This window comes from Nitratireductor sp. L15S-10 (assembly GCF_045011005.1).
Taxonomy (GTDB): Bacteria; Pseudomonadota; Alphaproteobacteria; order Rhizobiales; family Rhizobiaceae; genus Nitratireductor.
The window spans coordinates 1,363,742-1,383,055 of record NZ_CP120674.1; the positions used below are offsets into that span (position 1 = coordinate 1,363,742).

The 19,314-nt window shown below is 60.0% G+C and carries 18 protein-coding genes; 9 read left to right on the plus strand and 9 right to left on the minus strand.

The genetic code is table 11. The features are described 5' to 3' along the window. Positions 1–7 precede the first annotated feature (7 nt). The 4 genes from P2W41_RS06540 to P2W41_RS06555 all read left to right on the plus strand — a co-directional run bounded on the left by P2W41_RS06540 (position 8) and on the right by P2W41_RS06555 (position 6,215). A complete protein-coding gene (locus P2W41_RS06540; RefSeq protein ID WP_404934625.1) occupies positions 8–1,912 on the plus strand; it encodes an AAA family ATPase in 1,905 nt (634 codons plus the stop codon). Beyond that, positions 1,909–3,195, plus strand: a complete 1,287-nt coding sequence (locus tag P2W41_RS06545; protein WP_404934626.1) for a DUF6638 family protein — start codon at positions 1,909–1,911, stop codon at positions 3,193–3,195. The genes P2W41_RS06540 and P2W41_RS06545 overlap by 4 nt, the downstream gene beginning before the upstream one ends. A 33-nt stretch (positions 3,196–3,228) precedes the next feature. Beyond that, entirely contained in the window at positions 3,229–4,353 is a 1,125-nt protein-coding gene (locus P2W41_RS06550; RefSeq protein ID WP_404934627.1) for a DUF2333 family protein, read from the plus strand. 182 nt (positions 4,354–4,535) lie between these two features. Then, a complete protein-coding gene (locus tag P2W41_RS06555; protein WP_292896892.1) occupies positions 4,536–6,215 on the plus strand; it encodes a formate--tetrahydrofolate ligase in 1,680 nt (559 codons plus the stop codon). Between the two features lie 35 nt (positions 6,216–6,250). Here P2W41_RS06555 and P2W41_RS06560 read toward each other — a convergent pair whose 3' ends face one another. Beyond that, the gene (locus tag P2W41_RS06560; RefSeq protein ID WP_404934628.1) at positions 6,251–7,798 is read right to left on the minus strand and encodes an MFS transporter; all 1,548 of its coding nucleotides are present in this window, start codon (positions 7,796–7,798) and stop codon (positions 6,251–6,253) included. A 148-nt stretch (positions 7,799–7,946) separates the two neighbouring features. On the opposite strand from P2W41_RS06560, the gene soxR reads away from it, so the two are divergent. After that, a complete protein-coding gene (soxR, locus tag P2W41_RS06565) occupies positions 7,947–8,381 on the plus strand; it encodes a redox-sensitive transcriptional activator SoxR (RefSeq protein ID WP_404934629.1) in 435 nt (144 codons plus the stop codon). A 10-nt stretch (positions 8,382–8,391) separates the two neighbouring features. Here soxR and P2W41_RS06570 read toward each other — a convergent pair whose 3' ends face one another. The 3 genes from P2W41_RS06570 to rnk form a co-directional block, all read right to left on the minus strand. Beyond that, the gene (locus tag P2W41_RS06570; RefSeq protein WP_404934630.1) at positions 8,392–9,171 is read right to left on the minus strand and encodes a MerR family transcriptional regulator; all 780 of its coding nucleotides are present in this window, start codon (positions 9,169–9,171) and stop codon (positions 8,392–8,394) included. Between the two features lie 50 nt (positions 9,172–9,221). After that, on the minus strand, positions 9,222–9,770 hold the full coding sequence (locus P2W41_RS06575) for a nucleoside-diphosphate kinase (RefSeq protein WP_404934631.1): 549 nt from the start codon (positions 9,768–9,770) through the stop codon (positions 9,222–9,224). A 172-nt stretch (positions 9,771–9,942) separates the two neighbouring features. Next, positions 9,943–10,347, minus strand: coding sequence for a nucleoside diphosphate kinase regulator (gene rnk / locus P2W41_RS06580; protein ID WP_292896883.1), 405 nt, complete (start codon positions 10,345–10,347; stop codon positions 9,943–9,945). 454 nt (positions 10,348–10,801) lie between these two features. On the opposite strand from rnk, the gene P2W41_RS06585 reads away from it, so the two are divergent. The 3 genes from P2W41_RS06585 to P2W41_RS06595 all read left to right on the plus strand — a co-directional run bounded on the left by P2W41_RS06585 (position 10,802) and on the right by P2W41_RS06595 (position 14,848). Next, positions 10,802–11,569: a phosphatase PAP2 family protein gene (locus P2W41_RS06585; RefSeq protein WP_292896881.1), complete on the plus strand. Its 768-nt coding sequence runs from the start codon at positions 10,802–10,804 to the stop codon at positions 11,567–11,569. A 151-nt stretch (positions 11,570–11,720) separates the two neighbouring features. Then, a complete protein-coding gene (locus P2W41_RS06590; RefSeq protein WP_404934632.1) occupies positions 11,721–13,910 on the plus strand; it encodes an anthranilate synthase in 2,190 nt (729 codons plus the stop codon). A gap of 56 nt (positions 13,911–13,966) precedes the next feature. Beyond that, entirely contained in the window at positions 13,967–14,848 is an 882-nt protein-coding gene (locus P2W41_RS06595; RefSeq protein ID WP_404934633.1) for a cation diffusion facilitator family transporter, read from the plus strand. Here P2W41_RS06595 and P2W41_RS06600 read toward each other — a convergent pair whose 3' ends face one another. The 4 genes from P2W41_RS06600 to P2W41_RS06615 all read right to left on the minus strand — a co-directional run bounded on the left by P2W41_RS06600 (position 14,849) and on the right by P2W41_RS06615 (position 16,738). Next, positions 14,849–15,271, minus strand: a complete 423-nt coding sequence (locus tag P2W41_RS06600; RefSeq protein WP_404934634.1) for a YciI family protein — start codon at positions 15,269–15,271, stop codon at positions 14,849–14,851. A gap of 99 nt (positions 15,272–15,370) precedes the next feature. After that, a complete protein-coding gene (locus P2W41_RS06605; protein ID WP_404934635.1) occupies positions 15,371–15,799 on the minus strand; it encodes a hypothetical protein in 429 nt (142 codons plus the stop codon). A gap of 34 nt (positions 15,800–15,833) precedes the next feature. Beyond that, positions 15,834–16,328, minus strand: a complete 495-nt coding sequence (locus P2W41_RS06610; protein ID WP_292896871.1) for an SRPBCC domain-containing protein — start codon at positions 16,326–16,328, stop codon at positions 15,834–15,836. Positions 16,329–16,387: 59 nt separating this feature from the next. Continuing rightward, positions 16,388–16,738: an ArsR/SmtB family transcription factor gene (locus P2W41_RS06615; RefSeq protein WP_404934636.1), complete on the minus strand. Its 351-nt coding sequence runs from the start codon at positions 16,736–16,738 to the stop codon at positions 16,388–16,390. 150 nt (positions 16,739–16,888) lie between these two features. On the opposite strand from P2W41_RS06615, the gene P2W41_RS06620 reads away from it, so the two are divergent. Next, positions 16,889–17,980 (plus strand): AbrB family transcriptional regulator, encoded by a 1,092-nt coding sequence (locus P2W41_RS06620; RefSeq protein ID WP_404934637.1) that lies wholly within the window; start codon positions 16,889–16,891, stop codon positions 17,978–17,980. A 10-nt stretch (positions 17,981–17,990) separates the two neighbouring features. Here the strand turns inward: P2W41_RS06620 and P2W41_RS06625 are convergent, their stop codons facing one another. Continuing rightward, on the minus strand, positions 17,991–19,304 hold the full coding sequence (locus tag P2W41_RS06625) for a serine hydrolase domain-containing protein (RefSeq protein ID WP_404934638.1): 1,314 nt from the start codon (positions 19,302–19,304) through the stop codon (positions 17,991–17,993). Positions 19,305–19,314: the final 10 nt, after the last annotated feature.

Genomic DNA, 19,314 nt, shown 5'->3' on the forward strand with positions numbered 1-19,314 from the left:
ACATTCCATGGACACGGGCCTGACGACCATCGGCGAGAAGGACATCGAGAAGCACCGGGCGACGGCGCAGAGCCTTGTGACGCGCTTTGTGGTGCTTCAGGCCGATGGCGGCCGCTCCGGCACCGAGCTTGCCGGCACCGGGCGGCGTTTCGTGTCGACCGTCTCCACCGGCGCGCTGCGCCGAACGCGCGAGGTGGAGCTGGCGAAAACCATCGCCGCCATCCGTCAGGGCGATCCGATGCTTTCCATCCCCCAGCACACGCTCCTTTTCCGCGCCCGGCGCGCGGTGGCGGTGGCGCTGGCCGTTGCCGATGTCTTTGCGCGATCAACCGAACTTGAAAGCCTTCAGGAGCGGAACGCCCGCAGCCCGCTCGAAGGCGCGGCGGCGCAGTCCTATCATGCGCTTCTGCAGGCGTCAGCCTATGTCGCAGCCTTCACGCTCTCATCCTATCTCCTGCAGATGCTCGACGCCGACAGCGAGCCGGTAAACGACACGGATGAGGCGGATTTCCAGTTCGATACACCGCAGGATGCGCTCAAAAGCGTTCTTGCCGCGCTCGATGGTGCGATCTCGGGCGCTGCCGATGATACGGCGATGACGGCGCGCGCCCGCGCGCTTGCCCGCGTCGCAATCGAGGGGCTTTTGCAGCGGCGCAGCCGTTTCACCGGTCTAGGTGCGTTTGAAGACACGCATATGCGGCTTGAGGCCGACGATTTCACGATGGACGGCTTCGACGTTGCGCCGGGCAGCCGGCGCAAGCCGCTCGTCATGACGTTCAAGAAGCCCAACGAAATCATCGGCAATCACATCGCCAAGTATCAGGCCATGAAGCTCGCCAAGATGCTGATGGCCTATGATTTCGACCGCCAGCTCAACCCTTTCGTGGAACTGGGGGGCTTTCTTTTCACCTTCATCGGCGATGGCGCGCCGGGCACCGGCAAGACCATCCTCATCCAGATGACCGCCGGGCTTCTGAACGATTACTGCCAGGTCGCGGGCGTGCCCTTCCACTACGAGAATTTCGGTGTCGACCAGATTTCCTCCTATCAGGGCAAGTCGGGCCAAAACTGCAAGCAGTTCGTGGAAAATGTGCTGAGCCCGCGCGCCATCGGTTTCGGCACGATCGACGACATCGATCAGGTGGCGGCCAAGCGCTCCGACGACCGGGCGTCTGCCGGCCAGCAGGAGGTGACGGGCGTTCTGATGGAGAGCTTTGCGGGCGCAGGCACAGTGGTGCGCGGCAACTGCTCCTTCGGCATGTTCTCCAACTATCCGGAGAATGTGGACGATGCGCTGCGGCAGCGGGCGGGTGCGCGCTGGCTTGTCGACGGGCCGCAGACTTTTGAGGACTATGTCGACATTTTTGTGCTTCTGGCCGGGAAGAACCATTCGATCCCGCTTGGCGAGCACGAGCCTTTCGCCACGCAGGAAATCAAGCGCGCGGTCGAAACCGCCTATAAGGCGCATTCCAGGCCGCAGGAAGAAGGGCTTGCGAAGGTCTACGAGCGCTTCCTGAACGAGCGCGGGGAGCCGAAGACGCTGACGGATATCGGCGCCTATCTGCACGAGATCAAGCTGGCAGAGCCACGCTTTACCGGCCGTGCCATCAAGAACATCACCGACGCTATCAAGATGCGCGCCATGGACATTGAGCTTCCGGACGAATGGTTCGAGACGCCAGACGCTTTCATGCGCAAAAGCTATGATGAGAAGAAAGCGATGATCGCCGAACTGCGCCGGCCATTCACGATGGACATGGTGATGCAGGAGATCAATCGCTACGCGGATTCGGAGTTCCGCTATTCGGACCGTTCCGACGATGCGGTCGTTTCCACCATCGTCCGCGACCAGCGCCTGCGCGAACGCGCCCTGCGCGAGATCGAGGACATGAAGGCGAGGGGCGTTTGGTGAACCTCCTCCGCGAAAACGATCTCATCTTCGGCCGCCTCCTGAAGATAGAAGAACCGCATCTGATCGCACGCTACAACAAGGCGCTCGATGCCTTCGGCGTGCCGCAGACGAAACTCGCTTCCTTCGAGATCGACCGCACCGGCTTCTCGCCGCAGATTGCCGAGGAGCTGGACGACGCGCAGTATCTCGACCCCAATGGTGTCAATCGCCGCTTTATCATCCTCACCCCGGCGCAGATCGAATTGCCCGTGGTGCACACGGCCTTCTCCAACACCTCGCAGCTTGTCTACGAATTCATGATGGCCAATGCGCGCGCCATCAATGCCATCACAATCAAGGATGTGGTGTATGGTGAGATCGAGGAGCAGGTAAATCAGGTGCGCGATATAGAGGATCTGCTCTCCATCGCGCAGGTGGAGTTCAAGGTTCTCTCCGCCGAAGACCTGCTCGGCAAGGCCGCGGAGCTTGGCCGGCTTGCCGACCGTGTGAAGCATGAGCCCGACGCCTGGCGTGACGACGAACTGCTCAACCGCATGGTTGCTTTGGCGCGTGAAACCGGCGACATCCGCGAAAACAGTCTTGTGCCCGAACAGGTCGTGTTCCGGCACGATGCCTATTGGACGAGCCATTTCGGCGGTGTCTATATATTCACCGATCCAAACACCACAACGGTGATCGCAGATCCTGCGACGCCGGGCTTCCGCCGCTCGCGGCCCTGGCAGGTGAGCTATCTGTCGAAGGACGATCCGGCGCGCATCTTCCGATTCCTGGCAGAAACGGGCCGCATCCAGCTCCCCCGCGCCTCATGGATCGAACGCTCGAACTATCTCGCCCATCGCGGCGAGATGGTACTGCTTGATCTGATCCGGCGCGAGGAGCCGGATACGGATTTCGCTCGCATCGATCCGGTGTGGCTGCAGACCTGGACGCACCGCAACGCGAAACTGGTTGCCGGTGAGGGGAGTGTTCCGCTTCTCAACGCCGCCGTGCGCGAAATCACCCAGACGGGCACGCTCAAGATCGAAGAAATTCCGGCGCGTGAACGCTTTCTTGTCACCCGCGCAGATCCGGCGCACAAGGATGCCTGGCTCACCAACCGGCTGATTTCCGATTTCGTGCCGTCCGATTTCATCGCCCGTTACGTTTTCAACAAGCAGGGTTTTTACCGCGATTACGAAACCTGGCCGCAAGCCTGGCGCGAATATGTTGTGGCGCGGCTCAAAACCGCATATCTCATGGACAAACCGGCGCTGCGGAAGCGCCTCTATGGTCTGGAAACCTGATCCTGGACCCCAATCGCCTGAGGGAGGCGTTTCGTGCTCGATCCGATCGTTGATTTCTTCACCCGCGTGTTTCACTGGATCGGCCGGGGCATCGGGCTTGTGATCGCCTGGATCCTCTGGCCGTTCATGGCTCTGGGGCGATGGTACACACGTCGCGGCTGGATTTTGCGCGGCTCCATCGGTCTCATCTTGCTCGCCATCGTCGGGTTCTACGGTTATTTTTTCTGGCAGACGCAGGTCTGGAGCGGCTTCGATCCCGATTATGTCGAAGAGTACAAGCTTGATGCCAGAGGCGTCTCTGCCGGCGAGCAGACGGCCGCCACGCAGGGGGGTGAGACACGCACCTGCGGACGTTCAGCCATTGTTGATCTGACCGCGGACCTGACCGACTTCAATGTGAATGAGAACGCGTGGATATCCTCCATGCTTCTCTACAAGCTCGGCTTCTTCTTCGTGCTCGACTGGGACGATACGCCATTTTTCGACAACAAGGCGTCCTTCCAGCGCGGGATCAATCAGGCGACCCGCCGTAGCGCGATAGAGCTTGTCGATGCGCTTGGCCGTGTGCGCGGCACTTCGCAGATCGACCGGGACCTGCAAAATGCACGCGGCGCGCTTACCTTTGATGAGGAGACCTGGTATTTCGGCCTGAGCCCATTTGGCCCGAAAACGCCGACGCCGAGCTTCTATCGCTCCGCCATCCGCGACCTGCGCAGTTTCAACGACCGGCTTGAGACCTGTGAGACGGTGTTCGACGCGCGCGCCGACAATCTGATCCAGTATCTCGACCGTATCGCGAGTGATCTGGGGTCCACGTCCGATCTGTTGCGCCAGCGTTCGGAGAATTACAATTCCGGCTGGTTCGACACACGCGCGGATGACCGGTTCTGGTTCGCCTATGGTCAGCTCTACGCCTATTACGGACTGCTCAAGGCGGCGGGTGCCGATTTTGAGGATGTCATCAAGCAGCGGTCTCTCGGTTCGCTCTGGGATACGACTGAGGAACAGTTCCGCGCCGCGCTCAACGTGCAGCCCTTCATCATTTCCAATGGGCGTGAGGATGGCTGGATCATGCCGACCCACCTCGCCACGATGGGGTTCTATATTTTGCGGGTTCGTTCCAATCTCGTGGAACTGCGCCTCGTTCTGGATCGGTAGTCCAATCCACTCATGTGGTGGGCGCGTCTGCAGACTTCGCCTGCCGCTTCACCACCAGCCTCGAAGATACCCTGTCGCATTTCACGCATTCCGCGCCTCTTTTGCGACGGTGGATGTTTTCAATTCGCGGCTTTATTCCTATCGGCGAACTTTGCACGCCACCGGGAGAGGGAAACACTGTCATGGCCGAAGTGAAGTCCGACATCGAAATTGCCCGCGCGGCGAAAAAGAAACCCATTCAGGAAATCGGTGCGCGGCTCGACATTCCGAGCGAACATCTTCTTCCCTACGGTCACGACAAGGCGAAGGTTTCCGCTGCGTTCATCGCAGAAGCGCGCAAAAGGGAAAACGGCAAGCTGATCCTCGTCACGGCGATTAATCCAACGCCGGCGGGCGAAGGCAAGACCACGACGACCGTAGGCCTGGGTGACGGGCTCAATCGCATCGGCAAACGGGCGGCAATCTGCATTCGCGAGGCTTCACTTGGGCCCTGTTTCGGAGTGAAGGGCGGGGCGGCGGGCGGCGGCTACGCACAGGTGGTGCCAATGGAGGATATGAACCTCCATTTCACGGGGGATTTTCATGCGATAACCTCGGCTCACAACCTGCTTTCGGCGTTGATCGACAATCATATCTATTGGGGCAACGCCCAGGAGATCGATACGCGGCGAGTGGCATGGCGGCGTGTGATGGACATGAACGACCGGGCGTTGCGCGAGATCGTATGCTCGCTTGGCGGTGTGGCCAACGGTTTCCCACGGGAGTCAGGATTTGACATCACCGTTGCCTCTGAGGTCATGGCCATTCTGTGCCTTGCGACGGACCTCAAGGATCTCGAAAAGCGGCTTGGCGACATCATCATCGGATACCGCCGTGACAAGAGCCCTGTCTATGCCCGGGACATCAAGGCCGACGGCGCGATGACCGTTCTCCTGAAGGATGCGCTTCAGCCCAATCTGGTGCAAACGCTCGAGAACAATCCTGCCTTCGTACACGGTGGCCCTTTTGCAAACATTGCCCATGGCTGCAATTCGGTGATGGCGACGACAACTGCGCTGAAAATCGCCGATTACGTGGTGACGGAGGCCGGGTTCGGCGCGGACCTCGGGGCAGAAAAGTTCTTTGACATCAAGTGTCGCAAGGCCGCTCTCAGGCCGGCTGCCGCGGTCATCGTGGCGACTGTTCGCGCGCTCAAGATGAATGGGGGTGTGAAGAAGGAGGATCTGGGTGGTGAAGATGTCGCGGCGGTGAAGGCCGGTTGTGTCAATCTCGGTCGCCACATCGAGAACGTGAAGCAGTTCGGTGTTCCGGCAATCGTTGCGATCAATCATTTCCACACGGACACGGATGCCGAGATCGACGCGGTGAAAGCCTATGTGGCCGAGCAGGGCGAGGAGGCGGTGCTGTGCCGTCACTGGGCAGAAGGTTCTGCCGGCATTGAGGAACTGGCGCATAAGGTGGTAGCGCTGGCCGAGAGCGGCGTTTCACAATTCGCGCCGCTTTATCCCGATGATATGCCGCTCTTCGACAAGATCGACACTGTGGTCAAACGCATCTATCGCGGTTCTGAGGCGATTGCCGACAAGGCCGTGCGCAGCCAGTTAAAGCAGTGGGAGGAGCAGGGCTATGGGCACCTTCCGGTTTGTATGGCAAAGACGCAGTATTCCTTCTCCACTGATCCCAATCTGCGCGGCGCGCCGACCGGTCATGTGGTGCCGATCCGCGAAGTGCGCCTGTCTGCCGGCGCCGGTTTTGTTGTGGCGATCTGCGGGGAGATCATGACCATGCCCGGTCTGCCGAAAGTCCCGTCTTCCGAACACATTTTCCTCAATGAAAACGGTCTGATCGAAGGGCTTTCCTGATAAGTTGAGTCCGGCGCGGCAGCGGCTCTCTACCTTTATCCACTGTTCTGCCGGGGCACGCGGCGCAGAACGCGGAATGCCAGAACCGCCAGTCCCAGAACCAGCGTGAGGCCGATGACTGCGCTTAGAGCAAGGCTCGTCACGAAGGCCTCCCGGCTGGCGGTCAAAAGTGCGTTGCCGGAAGCGGTGTCGAGCTTTTCGGCTTCGGCGATTGCGGTTCCGAGCGCATCCATTGCACCTGTTGCACCGGCGTTGCCGTCGCTCCCATGCGCTTTGGCGAGAGAGAGGCGATAGGCTGCGCTGGCGACGCTGCCGATTACGGCGAGACCCAGAGCCATGCCGAACTCGCCGCTCATTTCCGAAAGGCCGGAAGCTTCTCCGGCACGTTCTTCAGGTGCCGCGCTGATGATGATGTTGACGATGACCGCCATGGTCGCGCTGCTGCCAATGGTGATGAGGGCGAGCCCGCCAAGCACCGCGTTGAGTGTGCCATCGGCAGACGTAAGGGCAAGCAGCGCAAACCCCACTGCCGCAATCAGCATCATCAACCCCGTCACGCTTCCAGGGTGCAGAATGCGGGTCGCTACCGGTGCAAGGAGTGAGGCTGCCATTCCGGCCAGCATGGGCGGCAGCATTGCAAGACCGGCCTCAAGCGGGGACAGGCCGGCAACGAGTTGCAGATACTGGGTCGAGAGGAAATAGGGTGTCGCCACGGCAAAGATGGTCAGGAACTGGGTGGCGAGCCCGGCACTGAACCGCGTGTTGCGAAAAAGGGAAAGATCCAGCATCGGGTCGGCGAGCTTTGTTTGGCGATTTAGAAACATGGTTCCGATACCCAGTCCGACAGCGAGCGCCAACAGGGCTTTCAGGTCCAGCGCGTTGGTTGCGATGTGTTTAATTCCATAAACTGCGGTCAGGACCGCTGACAGGAACAGGGCCGCGCTTGCCAGGTCGAGCCGTCCGCCGCCGGAGCGCACATTTTCAGGCAAAACGAAAGGACCCGCGGCCAGAAGTATCAGCATGAGAGGCACATTCAAAAGAAACACGGAGCCCCACCAGAAGTACTCAAGCAGTGCCCCGCCTATGATCGGCCCGATTGTCGTTCCCGCCATGAACAAGCTGGACCATATGGCGATTGCAATACCGCGCTGCCGGCTGTCGCGGAACATATCGGTCAGAAGAGCGAGCGTGGACGGCATGAGTGCGGCGGCGGACACGCCAAGAAGCGCGCGTGCGGTGAGCAGTGTCGCGGCGCTGCCGGCGAAAGCCGCAAAGGTGGACGCTACACCGAAGAACACTGCGCCTGCCAGAAGCAGACGGCGGCGTCCGATCCGGTCGCCCAGTGTGCCCATTATCACCAGACAGCCGGCGATCATGAAACCGTAGATATCGATGATCCAGAGTAGTTGAGCACTGCTTGGACGCAGCGCCGCCGTGAGATGCGGTACGGCCAGGTGCAGCACCGTCATGTCGATGGCAACGAGAAATGTCGGCAGCGCAAGGATGGCAAGTCCGAGCCAATCTCGGATGGAGGCGCGCGAATGCGGTGTCGTGGCGGAGGTGCTTTGTGTCGAGGCTGCCATGCGAGCTCCCTGAGATTGCTGATCGGGTTCCGGCCGACATTCGCCCATGCTGGGCAAATACGGCATGTGCCTCACTGCTCTAAAAGTTTAAGTTCACTTGAAGTAAAGGCCGTGGCATGAGATTCTTCCATGGTTCACGGAGGCACAGATGCTCACCATCAATCAGGTTTCGAAACGGAGCGGCGTTGCCGCGTCGGCGCTCCGTTACTATGAGGAACGGGGGTTGATCTCGTCCGAACGCGCGGGGTCCGGCCATCGCCGCTATGAACGCGCAGTGCTCCGGCGGGTGGCGTTCATTGTCTTTGCCCAACGCGTGGGGCTTTCGCTGGATGAGATCAAGGGGGAGCTGGACAAGCTGCCGACCGACCATGTGCCGAAGGGTGATGACTGGGCGCGGCTTTCTGAAAACTGGACGAAGCGCATCGACGAGCGGATCGCCGAGATGGAGCGATTGAAGCGCGGCCTCACCGAATGCATCTCCTGTGGATGCCTCTCTTTGGAGACCTGCGCTCTGACGAACCCGGCCGACCGGGCGAGCCGGGCAGGGCCGGGTCCACGTTATTGGGTGGGTGTGAGGGCGTGAGCCACCATTCTCAATCTTTCTTCAGGCGTCTTGCCCAGGCGCGCATCGCAATCGGTAGCCATTTGGAAAAGCCGGGCGATAGCGTTTCGTATCGCTGCCTGAAGTCGCCGTGGCTCTCATAAATATCGGCAAGTCCGGCATAGGCGTCGTGTGAGCAGTCTCTGCCCCACATCTGAGCAACCCAGGCATGGTGTCGTTCGATCAACGGGTCGAGCGACCTTGCTTCGGGTACGGTGCCGTTCTCCATTGCCTCTACGAGATCGGCCTCGATTCGTGCAAGCGCTTTCATGCGCTCTTTCATGTCCTGATCGCTGATCCCCCTTTCTGTAGAATCGCTTGAGGTGATTTCCTCGCGTATTGAATCACCAAAGCGGTCTTTCAGCCATGCCTCGTATTCGGCCTGCTTTTCGGGTGCCACGAAGCCCTTGTACAAATCTTCATGTTGCATCGCACGTTCTCCTTTCAGATGGGCGATCGTGCGGTCGATCGTCCTGATGAGCTGGCGATAGCGCTTGGCTTCGGCTGCAAGCTGGCCGCGCTGCGCCATGAGCGCTGCCAGGCTGTCGAAGCGCGGATCGTCGAGAATGGAGCTGATCGTCTTGAGCGGCATTCCAAGCTCGCGGTAAAGGAGGATCTGCTGCAGACGCAGCAATTCCGCCTCTCCGTAGTAGCGATAGCGGTTTTCGCCGACGCGCGCAGGTGAGAGAAGTCCGATATCGTCATAATGGTGGAGCGTCCGGACCGAAACGCCGGAAAGCTTTGCCAGATCCGTGACCGTCCATTCTTTCATACGCGCGCCTCCGCAGGACCATGGGAGTAATCCCTCACGTTTCGTGAGGGTCAAGCAGCGCTTGGACCTGGATCGTCGTCTCCGGAGTATTCAGGGGTTTGCAGCTTGGCCGCATCCGCGTCGTGCACAAGCCGCAGTGACGGGCGCGGCATGTTGCGCATTTTTCTGCGCGCGGCTTCCGGCTGGTAGAGCACCGCTTCGAGCACGAGACGCTCCGGCTCCGAAGCGGCGTTTTTGGGGAGAATGATGGTTTCGCCAGCCGAGAGTCCGAGAAGCGCCAGCCCACGCAAGGTCGTAAGGGGCAATGTCAGTCCCACGAAACCCTGTAGTTCGTCGTGACTGAGAATGCGTGTCTGCGGTTGTTCGTCGCCCGTGCGGAAGCGCACACGGCTGTTCAACGTGGCGACATGCGCCGGCGCGTCTTCACGAAGCACGACACGTGCTCCATCAAGCTTGGCCCGCAGAAGCGCGGCATAGGGTTCGCTGAAGCGGTGCCTGCGCTCCTGCAAAAACTCGAGAATGGTGAAGTCCTTGGTGGTGAGAATACATCCCTGCCCGGTCCACACGACGATCTCCTGCTGATCTCCAGTACGGCCCACGCTTGGTTGGACGAAAGGGCCGTGAACAAACAAATCCGCACGCCACTTGCGCGGCCGTGCAGTCTGCATTTGGGTCGTTTCCCCTGCGCCCAAGGGATGGCGCAGGGGTCAAACTCCCGTCAGGAGATGTCCCGTGAAAAAGCGGAGATGAGGACTGGTCATGCTTTCGAACTCAGGCGTTTTCTTCCTGGGTCACGCGGACCACGGTCAGTTTGTGAGTCTGACCCGTGCGTGCGGTCCAGTCGATCGACTGGCCCTCTTTAAGGCCGATAAGCGCCGTGCCCACGGGGGTGGTGATTGAGATGCGGCCTTTTTCAATATCCGCTTCACCGGGATAAACCAAGGTAACGGTCTTCTCCGGTCCGCCGTCCGCGGTGTAGACGACGGTCGAACCCATACGCACAATGGTAGCGGCAAGCGAACCGTCGCGGACGACGCGGGCCCGGTCCAGTTCGGCCATCATGGTTTCCGACACGTCTGGATTGCGATCTTCCAGAGCCTCGGCCAGACCGGTCAGGCGTTCGTAGTCGGTTTCGGAAATCGTGATGCTCGGCTTGCGCCCTGTCTTCTGCTGCATTGGCTTGTCCATGCGTGTCATCCGGGCGTGCAACCATTGCACGCCACGAGGCTTCGGTTGTCGTACGAGTTTCTGGTGATGCGCCTTAGAACCGTTTCCGCCGCTTGACCTGATCGTGTCGATCAACAGGCGGAGGAGCGCCCCTCGGTCCGGAGGCGCACAGCACCGAACCGGGGGTCAGTATCCCGCAATGGGACATACCCGGAAAAGAACGGACATGTGTTTTCGGTTCGTGCTCATTGTTTAAACGTGGTGTGTGGATGAGGCGATGTCAAGGCGGTTGCAGTAAATGCAGGAGCATGGTGCAGCACCATTTGATTCCGCGAATTGAAGGTTCACTTCACACGGCTGAACGCTTTCGAACCTTCTCGAAATCAATCTTAATTACGCAACAATCATGGTGTTCGCATTCAGCGTGTTGCAAAACCGGTCAATCAGGAGGGGCGATTAGAAGATGATGGCGGAGCAGGACGGATTCTTTCGACAGGTTGCGCGCCAGCGTGGGGCACTTGCGCCGGTGCTCCTTCTCCTTGTTCTGACACTTGGCTCTTTCGCCTTCTTCGCCATTGCTGACGAGGTTGCGGAAGGGGAGATCAAGGCGCTGGATGAATATCTGCTCCTTTCCCTGCGCAATCCCCTGGATGCGTCTGATCCGCTCGGCCCGCCCTGGCTGGAGGAAACCGCGCTTGAGATCACCGCCATCGGCGGTTATCCGGTCATCGTTCTTTCGCTTCTTGTGTTGACAGGCTTGCTTATCGTGACGCGCCGCTTCGGTGCAGCCTTCTATGCGCTTTTGTCCGTCGGATCCGGCGCACTAGTCTCTTATCTTCTGAAGAACCACTACGAGCGTCCGCGACCCGATCTTGTCGAACATCTCGACGTGATCCACACGGCCAGCTTTCCAAGCGGTCACGCCACTGTCACCACAGTCGCCTACCTGACGCTGGCTGCACTTGTCGTGCGCTTTTTTCCTGACTGGAGGGTCAGGCTTTATGTCGTTGCTGTCGCGGTGTTCATTTCCTTTATCGTTGGAGCAAGCCGCGTTTACCTCGGGGTTCACTGGCCGAGCGATGTTGCTGCAGGCTGGGCGTTGGGCGCTGCCTGGGCGAGCTTTACATGGCTCTGCCTTAGCCTCATTGCTCTCTATCGCGGCAAGCGGTTGGCGGATAGCTCGGGAAAGCGGTTGCGCGAGAGCCCTGTCGAGGCTATGGAGAAGCCATGACGATGATTTCTTGCGCAAAACTCTGGTGGTGGGTTCGCTAACAGCGGCCGGCCGTGCAGTGTGCGCGCAGAAAAGACCATGGCCGCAGGTGAAAACCGGGCGGCCTTTTTTGTCTGCGCTTCCCGGCGATGCCTGAAACAGGGAGCATGAAATGAGCCTGGAAGTTCTGGACAACGGCGCTGAGCGTTTCACAACTGTTGGCGGTGTGACCATCACGCGAAGCCGCGTGGAGACAGCCTATGAAGGTGCCATCGACGCATATATCGATGCACTGGATGAGCGTCGCGGCGCAGTTTTCTCCTCCAATTACGAGTATCCGGGCCGCTACACCCGCTGGGACACGGCGATCATCGATCCGCCGCTGGTGATCTCGGCGCATGGCCGTGACATGAAGATCGAAGCGTTGAACACCCGTGGCAAGGCGCTTTTGCCCATCCTGGCGGACCGGGTTGCTGTGCTTGATCCCGTAACGGTGAAACAACGCGATGATACGCATCTGAAGCTTTCGGTGGCTGAACCAGAACGGGTCTTTTCCGAGGAAGAACGCTCCCGGGTACCCACCGTTTTTACCGTGCTGCGCGCCATCACCGATCTTTTTCACACCGATCACGATGCCAATCTGGGGCTCTATGGAGCGTTCGGCTACGATCTCGCCTTTCAGTTCGACCCGATCACGCAGAGCCTCAAACGTCCCGAAAGTCAGCGCGATCTGGTCCTCTATCTTCCGGATGAGATCCTGGTGGTCGACCACCATGCGGCCAGGGCCTGGCACGATCGCTATGACTATTCGGGCGACGGGTTTTCGACGGCAGATCTGCCGCGGGGTGGCGCGCGGGAGGCCTTCAATGCAGCCGATCATGTGCCGCCGCGTGGTGATCACGAGCCCGGCGAATATGCCCGTCTGGTGGAAAAAGCGAAGGAGAGTTTCCATCGCGGCGACCTGTTCGAAGTGGTGCCCGGGCAGATGTTTATGGAACGCGCCGAGCGTCGGCCCTCGCAGATTTCGCGGCGCTTGAAGGAGATCAATCCCTCACCCTACTCCTTCTTCATCAATCTGGGCGAACAGGAATATCTTGTCGGCGCCTCGCCGGAGATGTTCGTGCGGGTCAATGGAAGGCGCGTCGAGACCTGTCCTATTTCGGGCACGATCAGACGAGGCGATGATGCCATTGCCGATGCCGAGCAGATCATCAAGCTTCTGAACTCCAAGAAGGACGAGTCCGAACTGACAATGTGTTCGGATGTCGACCGCAACGACAAGAGCCGGGTGTGCGAGCCGGGGTCTGTGCGGGTAATCGGCCGCCGCCAGATCGAGATGTATTCGCGTCTCATTCACACGGTCGATCACATCGAGGGGCGGTTGCGGGAGGGCATGGATGCATTCGATGCGTTTCTGAGCCACGCCTGGGCGGTGACGGTCACCGGTGCGCCGAAGCTTTGGGCCATGCGTTTTATCGAAGAGAACGAGAAGAGCCCGCGGGCCTGGTATGGCGGCGCCATCGGGATGGTGCATTTCAACGGTGACATGAACACCGGTCTGACACTGCGCACCATCCGCATCAAGGACGGTGTGGCGGAGGTGCGGGCGGGTGCGACGCTTCTGTTCGATTCCGATCCGCAGGAGGAAGAGGCCGAGACGGAACTCAAGGCGTCGGCGATGCTGTCGGCGATCCGCGATGCCGGGAAGGTAAACATGGACAACGAAACGCGCGCCGGTGCCCGTGTCGGCGAGGGGGTGAAGATATTGCTCGTGGATCACGAGGATTCCTTCGTGCATACGCTTGCCAACTATTTTCGCCAGACGGGCGCGGAGGTGGTGACGGTGCGCTCGCCGGTCGCCGATGAGGTGTTTGACCGCGTTGCCCCGGATCTGGTCGTTCTCTCACCCGGACCTGGCCGGCCGGAGGATTTCGACTGCAACGCCACCATCGCCAAATCTCGCGCGCGCAATCTGCCGATGTTCGGTGTTTGCCTTGGTCTTCAGGCGCTTGTCGAAGCCTATGGCGGTGAACTGCGCCAGCTCGCCGAGCCCATGCATGGCAAGCCCTCGCGCATTCGTGCCAGTGGAAACAGCCTTGTGTTCTCGGGCCTGCCTTCGGAAGTGACGGTCGGGCGCTATCACTCTATTTTTGCCGATCCGGTGCGCATGCCGTCCGCCTTCGTGGTGACCGCCGAAACGGAGGATGGTGTCGTGATGGGGATAGAACATGAGGAAGAGCCGATTGCAGCCGTGCAATTCCATCCCGAATCGATCATGACGCTTGGGCAGAATGCAGGGATGCGCATGATCGAAAATGTGGTGGCGCATCTGCCGCGCAAGGCACGTGTGAAAGCGGCCTGATACATTGAGCTTTTGTGTTCCCGAGGGGTTGGCCGGGAGCCGTGAGAGGAACCGTCATGCCATCCAACGGCAAGCTTCAACGCATCGCGATGTGGTCCATTGTTGTTGCGCTGGGCATTTTTGCACTCAAGCTTGCCGCGTGGTGGCTTACCGATTCTGTGGCGTTGTTTTCCGATGCGATGGAATCGGTGGTCAACGTCGTCGCCTCATGCGTGGCGTGGTATGCGCTGCGCATCGCCCACACACCGGCGGACGACAACCACCCTTTCGGTCATCATAAGGCAGAGTATTTCTCCGCCGTTCTGGAAGGCGTCCTGATCGTTGTTGCTGCGCTGCTAATCATCCATGAGGCATGGACGGTTCTTTTCGACCCGCGCCTGCTCGATGCTCCGCTTCTCGGATTGCTGGTAAACGGGCTGGCCGCGGTCGGAAACGGCCTGTGGGCGTGGCTGCTCATCTCGACGGGGCGCAAGGCGCGCTCGCCGGCCATGGTGGCGGACGGCAAGCATCTATGGACCGATGTGGTTACCTCGGCCGGGGTGATTCTGGGCCTCGTTCTCGCGGTTGCCACCGGCTGGTACTGGCTCGATCCGGTTATGGCTCTGGTGGTTGCAGTGAACATCCTGTGGCACGGCTGGCATCTGGTGGGCGATTCCGTTCAGGGGCTGATGGACGTGTCCGTGGAGCCGGAGGAACTGGCCAGAATCGAGCGTGTGATCGCCGACAATGATGAAGGCGCCTTAGAATTTCATGATCTCAAAACGCGTGAAGCGGGCAGGGCCCGCTTCATCGAGTTTCATCTGGTGGTTCCCTCGCAAATGACGGTCGAGAGTGCACATCGCATCTGTGACCGTATCGAGGGAGCGCTCGCCAAGGCCCAGCCCGGCGCGGAAGTCACAATTCATGTGGAGCCGGAACACAAGGCGAAATTCTGCTGATCAGGAACGTTTGATGCCTTTTTCCAGCACATCGGGATAAGTCTTCACGATCTCCTGAATCTCCTCGCTATAGTCGTCCATTTGCTGGATTTTACGCACCTCGATCGTCTCGTTGGGCGAGGCAGGGCAGCGTTTTGCCCACTCAATGGCATCAGCCATTGTTGGAACATTGATGATCCAGAAGCCGCCGAGCACTTCCTTGGCCTCGATAAAGGGACCGTCGATCACCACCGGTTCGCCGCTGGCGAACGAGACCCGTGCGCCCGCTGACGGTGGGTGCAGGCCTTCCAGAGCTTCAAGCACTCCCGCGGCACGCAATTCTTCGTTGTAGGCCATCATCTTGGCCACCGCATCGGCCGGCAGATCAAGCTCAGGTCCGGCGGTCTCATATCCCTTGGGGATCATCAGCATCATGTAGCGCATAGCGGGTTCCTTTCTCGCCTCTGTTCCCATCCAGGACGTATGAGGAAGGGGCGATCCGACAGGCTCGCCTGAATTCGTGGGCCGCCCGGCCAGCCCACGCTACCGCAGGTTAGAGGCGGCTGCCAGATGAAGCCTGCCGCCGATCCAGGCGCAGGGAAGACTGATGAGAATGAGACTGATCGGATACCAGTGCATGCCCATTTCCCACATGGCGATGGCACCGAGCGTGGAGAGAACCACGCCGATACCGCCCAGCACGAGCGCATGAGCCATGGGCGCGTAAGGAGCGAAGCGGGCGGTGAGGTAGCAGCCCAGAATGGCGATGGGGATCCGATAGCCAAGCGCAAGAAGCCCATCCTCTGGGTCCACCATAGACTCGCCCCATGGCGGATAGATTTCAAGGTTGTGCATGAGCTGATCTATCCCAAGAGAAAGGATGAAGATTACCACCAGCCCAAGGAACACGGCGCCGATGCTGCCAGAAACGCGGCGCGGACCGCCGGCGGGATTGGGTGTTTCGTGCGCCATGGCGCATTGCCTCTTTCTGGAGCTTGAAAGGTGCCTAAGCGGCCCTGCGCTCTGCAAGCTGGCGATCGAGACGGGCATAACCCTGTTCCATCCCGTCAGACATGGGCGACTTCAGGATCATGTCGCGCGCTTCCTTCGATTTGCAGCGGATCACCATTTCCATGCGCGTGGTCTCGCCATCCTCCTTGAAGGTGGTGGTTATTTCGGTTCCGCCACCGGTCCAGTCCTCATCGAACATCTCCTCATGAACGATGCGGTGAGGGGCGTCGATCTCGCGATAGGTGGCAGTCATGCCCATGTCTGCGCCATTTTCGGTATTGTGCCAGACATAGCGGCCCTTTCCGCCTTCCTTCAGATCGATTTCGCAAACAGGCAGGGTCCAGTTTTCCGGACCGGTCATCCAGCGCTTGATAAGCTCGGGTCGCGTATGGGCATCAAAGACCATTTGCAGCGGAGCTTTGAAGTGGCGGGTGATGACCAGTTCGGTATCGCCGCGGGTGGTGACTGCGAGAGTGTTGATGTGTGACATTCCGGTGCCTTTCGCAAACTGATGGACGGAAACTTCCGGAGTACAGGCTTGGAAGCCTGTCAATTCGTGCCGGCCGGCGGGTCGTTCACGGATTTCAGGGTGTCCAGGAGCGCGTCGAGCTTCGCGTAGCGCTGTTCCAGGAACTGTCGATATTGCTCCAGCCAGTCGATGGCTTCGCCCAGGGGTTCGGCTTCAAGCTTGCACGGGCGTTTCTGAGCATCGCGGCTGCGCGACACGAGCCCCGCCTTTTCCAGCACTTTGATATGCTTGGAGATGGCTGGCTGACTGAGCTCGAAGGGTTCGGCGAGCTGCATCACGGTTGCTTCGCCTTCTGCCAACCGGGCGAGGATGGCGCGTCGTGTGGGGTCGGCAAGGGCTGCAAATGTTGCATCCAATTGTTCTGTCTGCATGGCGCTCACATACATTTCTTGTTAGCTATATAACTAGGTAGGAATATTATGTCAACTTCCGGCGAAACGTTTTGCCACACCTGATGCGGACATTCCCATGAATCGCCTCATCCTGTATGTCGTGACGGCACAAAGTCAGGACGCTCGTTGATGGACACCACGCCGCAAACCTCCTTCGAAGGCCCGCTCACGCGTCTCACCCCGGTTGCCCAATGGCTGGTTCTTGTTGCTCTCACCGCGGTTTTTGCCGGTGTCATGATTCTTGGAGCCGTTCCGGCAGCGCTTCTTATTGGCCCCATGCTGGCGGCCGTTGCTACTGGAGCGTCGGGGGCAGGCATTCGCGTGCCGGGACTTGGCTTTTCCGGGGCGCAGGCCCTGGTCGGCCTGTTGATCGGCGCTTCACTGGAGCCGGCGATCATCGCCTCTTTCGCCGATATCTGGCCCATTCTCCTGCTTTCGGTGCTGGTCACTGTCGCAGCCAGCAGTTTCCTCGGCTACTTCGTCAGCCGCTGGAGGATTCTGCCGGGCACGACAGCCGTCTGGGGCTCGGCGCCAGGGGCGGCCACGGCCATGGTTCTCATGGCGGGAGCGTTCGGCGCGGATGCGAGACTCGTGGCCTTCATGCAGTATCTGCGCGTGATATTCGTTACCCTCGCGGCCGCGCTCATTGCACGTCTGTGGGTAGATACGTCCGGTGTCGAGGTGCCTGCCACAGTCTGGTTTCCTCCACTCGACCATGCAGCCTTCACAGTCACGCTGGTCACGGCGCTAGGGGGCGGATTTCTCGGCAGGCTGATGCGCCTTCCGGCCCCGTTTTTTCTGGGTGGCATGCTTGCAGGGGCGCTGGTGCATTTGGGAGGCGGTCTTGCGCTGGAACTTCCGCCGTGGCTGATGGGTGTGGCGTATATGGTGGTGGGATGGACCATCGGTCTGAAATTCGACCGGGCTCTCCTGCGGACGGCTTTCAAGGCGCTCCCGCAGGTCATCGTTTCCATTCTCGCCCTGATGGCACTCTGTGGCTTGCTGGCCTGGTTCCTGCATGTGGAGTGGGATGTCGATCCGCTCACGGCCTATCTGGCCACGAGCCCCGGAGGCATGGATTCGGTGGCGATCATCGCCGCCGCTGCGTCGCAGGACGTGAACCTCTCCTTCATCATGGCGGTGCAGATGGCGCGGTTTCTCTTTGTGCTTCTGGCCGGCCCGCCCATAAGCCGCATGGTGGCGCGCTGGGCGGGCCCCTAGGTCCCCTGCGTCAGGCGCCGCTATACACCTGAGTCCAGAAGTCCACATAAGTCTTTGGCGGTTCGGGGGATGTCATCATCTGCTGACTAAGGAAAATGCCGATGATCCCATTGGCGGGGTCGGTATATGCAGTTGTGCCGTAGCCGCCGTTCCAGCCAAAGCTGCCGGGCGCAAGCCAGGGTCGCGTCCTTTTCACACTCACCGAGACTCCAAGGCCCCAGCCTGCTCCTCCATCCTCCATGAACATATCGGCATGAGGACCGGTCTTCTGTTGCAGTGTGAGTTGATCGCGCGTCATCTCCGCGACGGATTCAGCCTTCAGATAGCGCCTGCCATTCAGTTCGCCGCCATTCATCATCATCCGGCAGAATGCGAGATAATCATCCACCGTGGTAACCAGGCCACCGGCTCCGGAATCGAGCGGCGGCGGAGCGCTGAAATCGACACCGTCTTCCGGGCCGTAGGCTTTGACTTCCATGGTGCCGCCTGTGAAATCGGGACCATGGAGAGGCGGGAGGCGATGCTGCTTTTCGGGGGGCACGAAGAAATCCGTGTCCGTCATTCCCAGCGGCTCAAACAGCCGCGCCTTCATCAATGCGCCCAGCCGCTCCCCCGTCGCCCGCTCGATCAGGATACCGGCCACGTCGAGGCCATTATTGTAGAGGAACTTTTCTCCCGGATGCGCGGCTAGGGGCAATTCGCCGAGCTTCTTCATATAGGCATTCGACGACATTTTCGGCAGAATCCAGCTTGGTGCAATGTCGGCTTCGCGCATCGCCATTTGAATTGGGTAGGCATCTGGAAAGACCATGATGGCGCCGAGGCCGAAGGTCATGGTCAGGAGTTGGCGGAGTGTGACAGGTCCGTTGGCTGGCACTGTGTCATCGAGCGGTCCGTCGATCCGTTTCAGAACCCTGCGGTTTGCCAATTCCGGCAGAAGATCCTCCACGGGACCATCCAGCGTCAGCAAGCCTTCTTCCACCAGTATCATCGCCAGGGCTGCTGTCACCGGTTTGGTGATGGACGCCACGCGAAAGATCGTATCGCGCGCCATTGGCGCGCCAGCGCCGTTCATCTCGAAGGTGCCGGTACTGTGCACATGCGTCTCTCCGGCATGGTGGATGAGCCATGTGGCCCCGGCGAGCTCACCCGCATCCACACGGGCGCGGATGGAGCGGCGCAGTGCGTCGAGTGCCGCTTGGTTGAATGCAGTCTGCATGGCGCTGGACCCCCTGGGGAAAGCGGAACAGGCAAGAATGACCGAGGTACCGGTGACGAGCGCGCGGCGAGTGCGATCAGGCGCTGCCCTTTTGTTGTGTCGCATTGTTTGGCGC

Excerpts from the sequence above, each read along its gene's own strand:
- P2W41_RS06540 (WP_404934625.1), top strand. The coding sequence starts at position 8 with ATGGACACGGGCCTGACGACCATCGGCGAGAAGGACATCGAGAAGCAC.
- P2W41_RS06555 (WP_292896892.1), top strand. The coding sequence starts at position 4,536 with ATGGCCGAAGTGAAGTCCGACATCGAAATTGCCCGCGCGGCGAAAAAG.
- P2W41_RS06560 (WP_404934628.1), bottom strand. The coding sequence starts at position 7,798 with ATGGCAGCCTCGACACAAAGCACCTCCGCCACGACACCGCATTCGCGC.
- soxR (WP_404934629.1), top strand. The coding sequence starts at position 7,947 with ATGCTCACCATCAATCAGGTTTCGAAACGGAGCGGCGTTGCCGCGTCG.
- P2W41_RS06570 (WP_404934630.1), bottom strand. The coding sequence starts at position 9,171 with ATGAAAGAATGGACGGTCACGGATCTGGCAAAGCTTTCCGGCGTTTCG.
- rnk (WP_292896883.1), bottom strand. The coding sequence starts at position 10,347 with ATGCAGCAGAAGACAGGGCGCAAGCCGAGCATCACGATTTCCGAAACC.
- P2W41_RS06585 (WP_292896881.1), top strand. The coding sequence starts at position 10,802 with ATGATGGCGGAGCAGGACGGATTCTTTCGACAGGTTGCGCGCCAGCGT.
- P2W41_RS06590 (WP_404934632.1), top strand. The coding sequence starts at position 11,721 with ATGAGCCTGGAAGTTCTGGACAACGGCGCTGAGCGTTTCACAACTGTT.
- P2W41_RS06595 (WP_404934633.1), top strand. The coding sequence starts at position 13,967 with ATGCCATCCAACGGCAAGCTTCAACGCATCGCGATGTGGTCCATTGTT.
- P2W41_RS06600 (WP_404934634.1), bottom strand. The coding sequence starts at position 15,271 with ATGCGCTACATGATGCTGATGATCCCCAAGGGATATGAGACCGCCGGA.
- P2W41_RS06605 (WP_404934635.1), bottom strand. The coding sequence starts at position 15,799 with ATGGCGCACGAAACACCCAATCCCGCCGGCGGTCCGCGCCGCGTTTCT.
- P2W41_RS06610 (WP_292896871.1), bottom strand. The coding sequence starts at position 16,328 with ATGTCACACATCAACACTCTCGCAGTCACCACCCGCGGCGATACCGAA.
- P2W41_RS06615 (WP_404934636.1), bottom strand. The coding sequence starts at position 16,738 with ATGCAGACAGAACAATTGGATGCAACATTTGCAGCCCTTGCCGACCCC.
- P2W41_RS06620 (WP_404934637.1), top strand. The coding sequence starts at position 16,889 with ATGGACACCACGCCGCAAACCTCCTTCGAAGGCCCGCTCACGCGTCTC.
- P2W41_RS06625 (WP_404934638.1), bottom strand. The coding sequence starts at position 19,304 with ATGCGACACAACAAAAGGGCAGCGCCTGATCGCACTCGCCGCGCGCTC.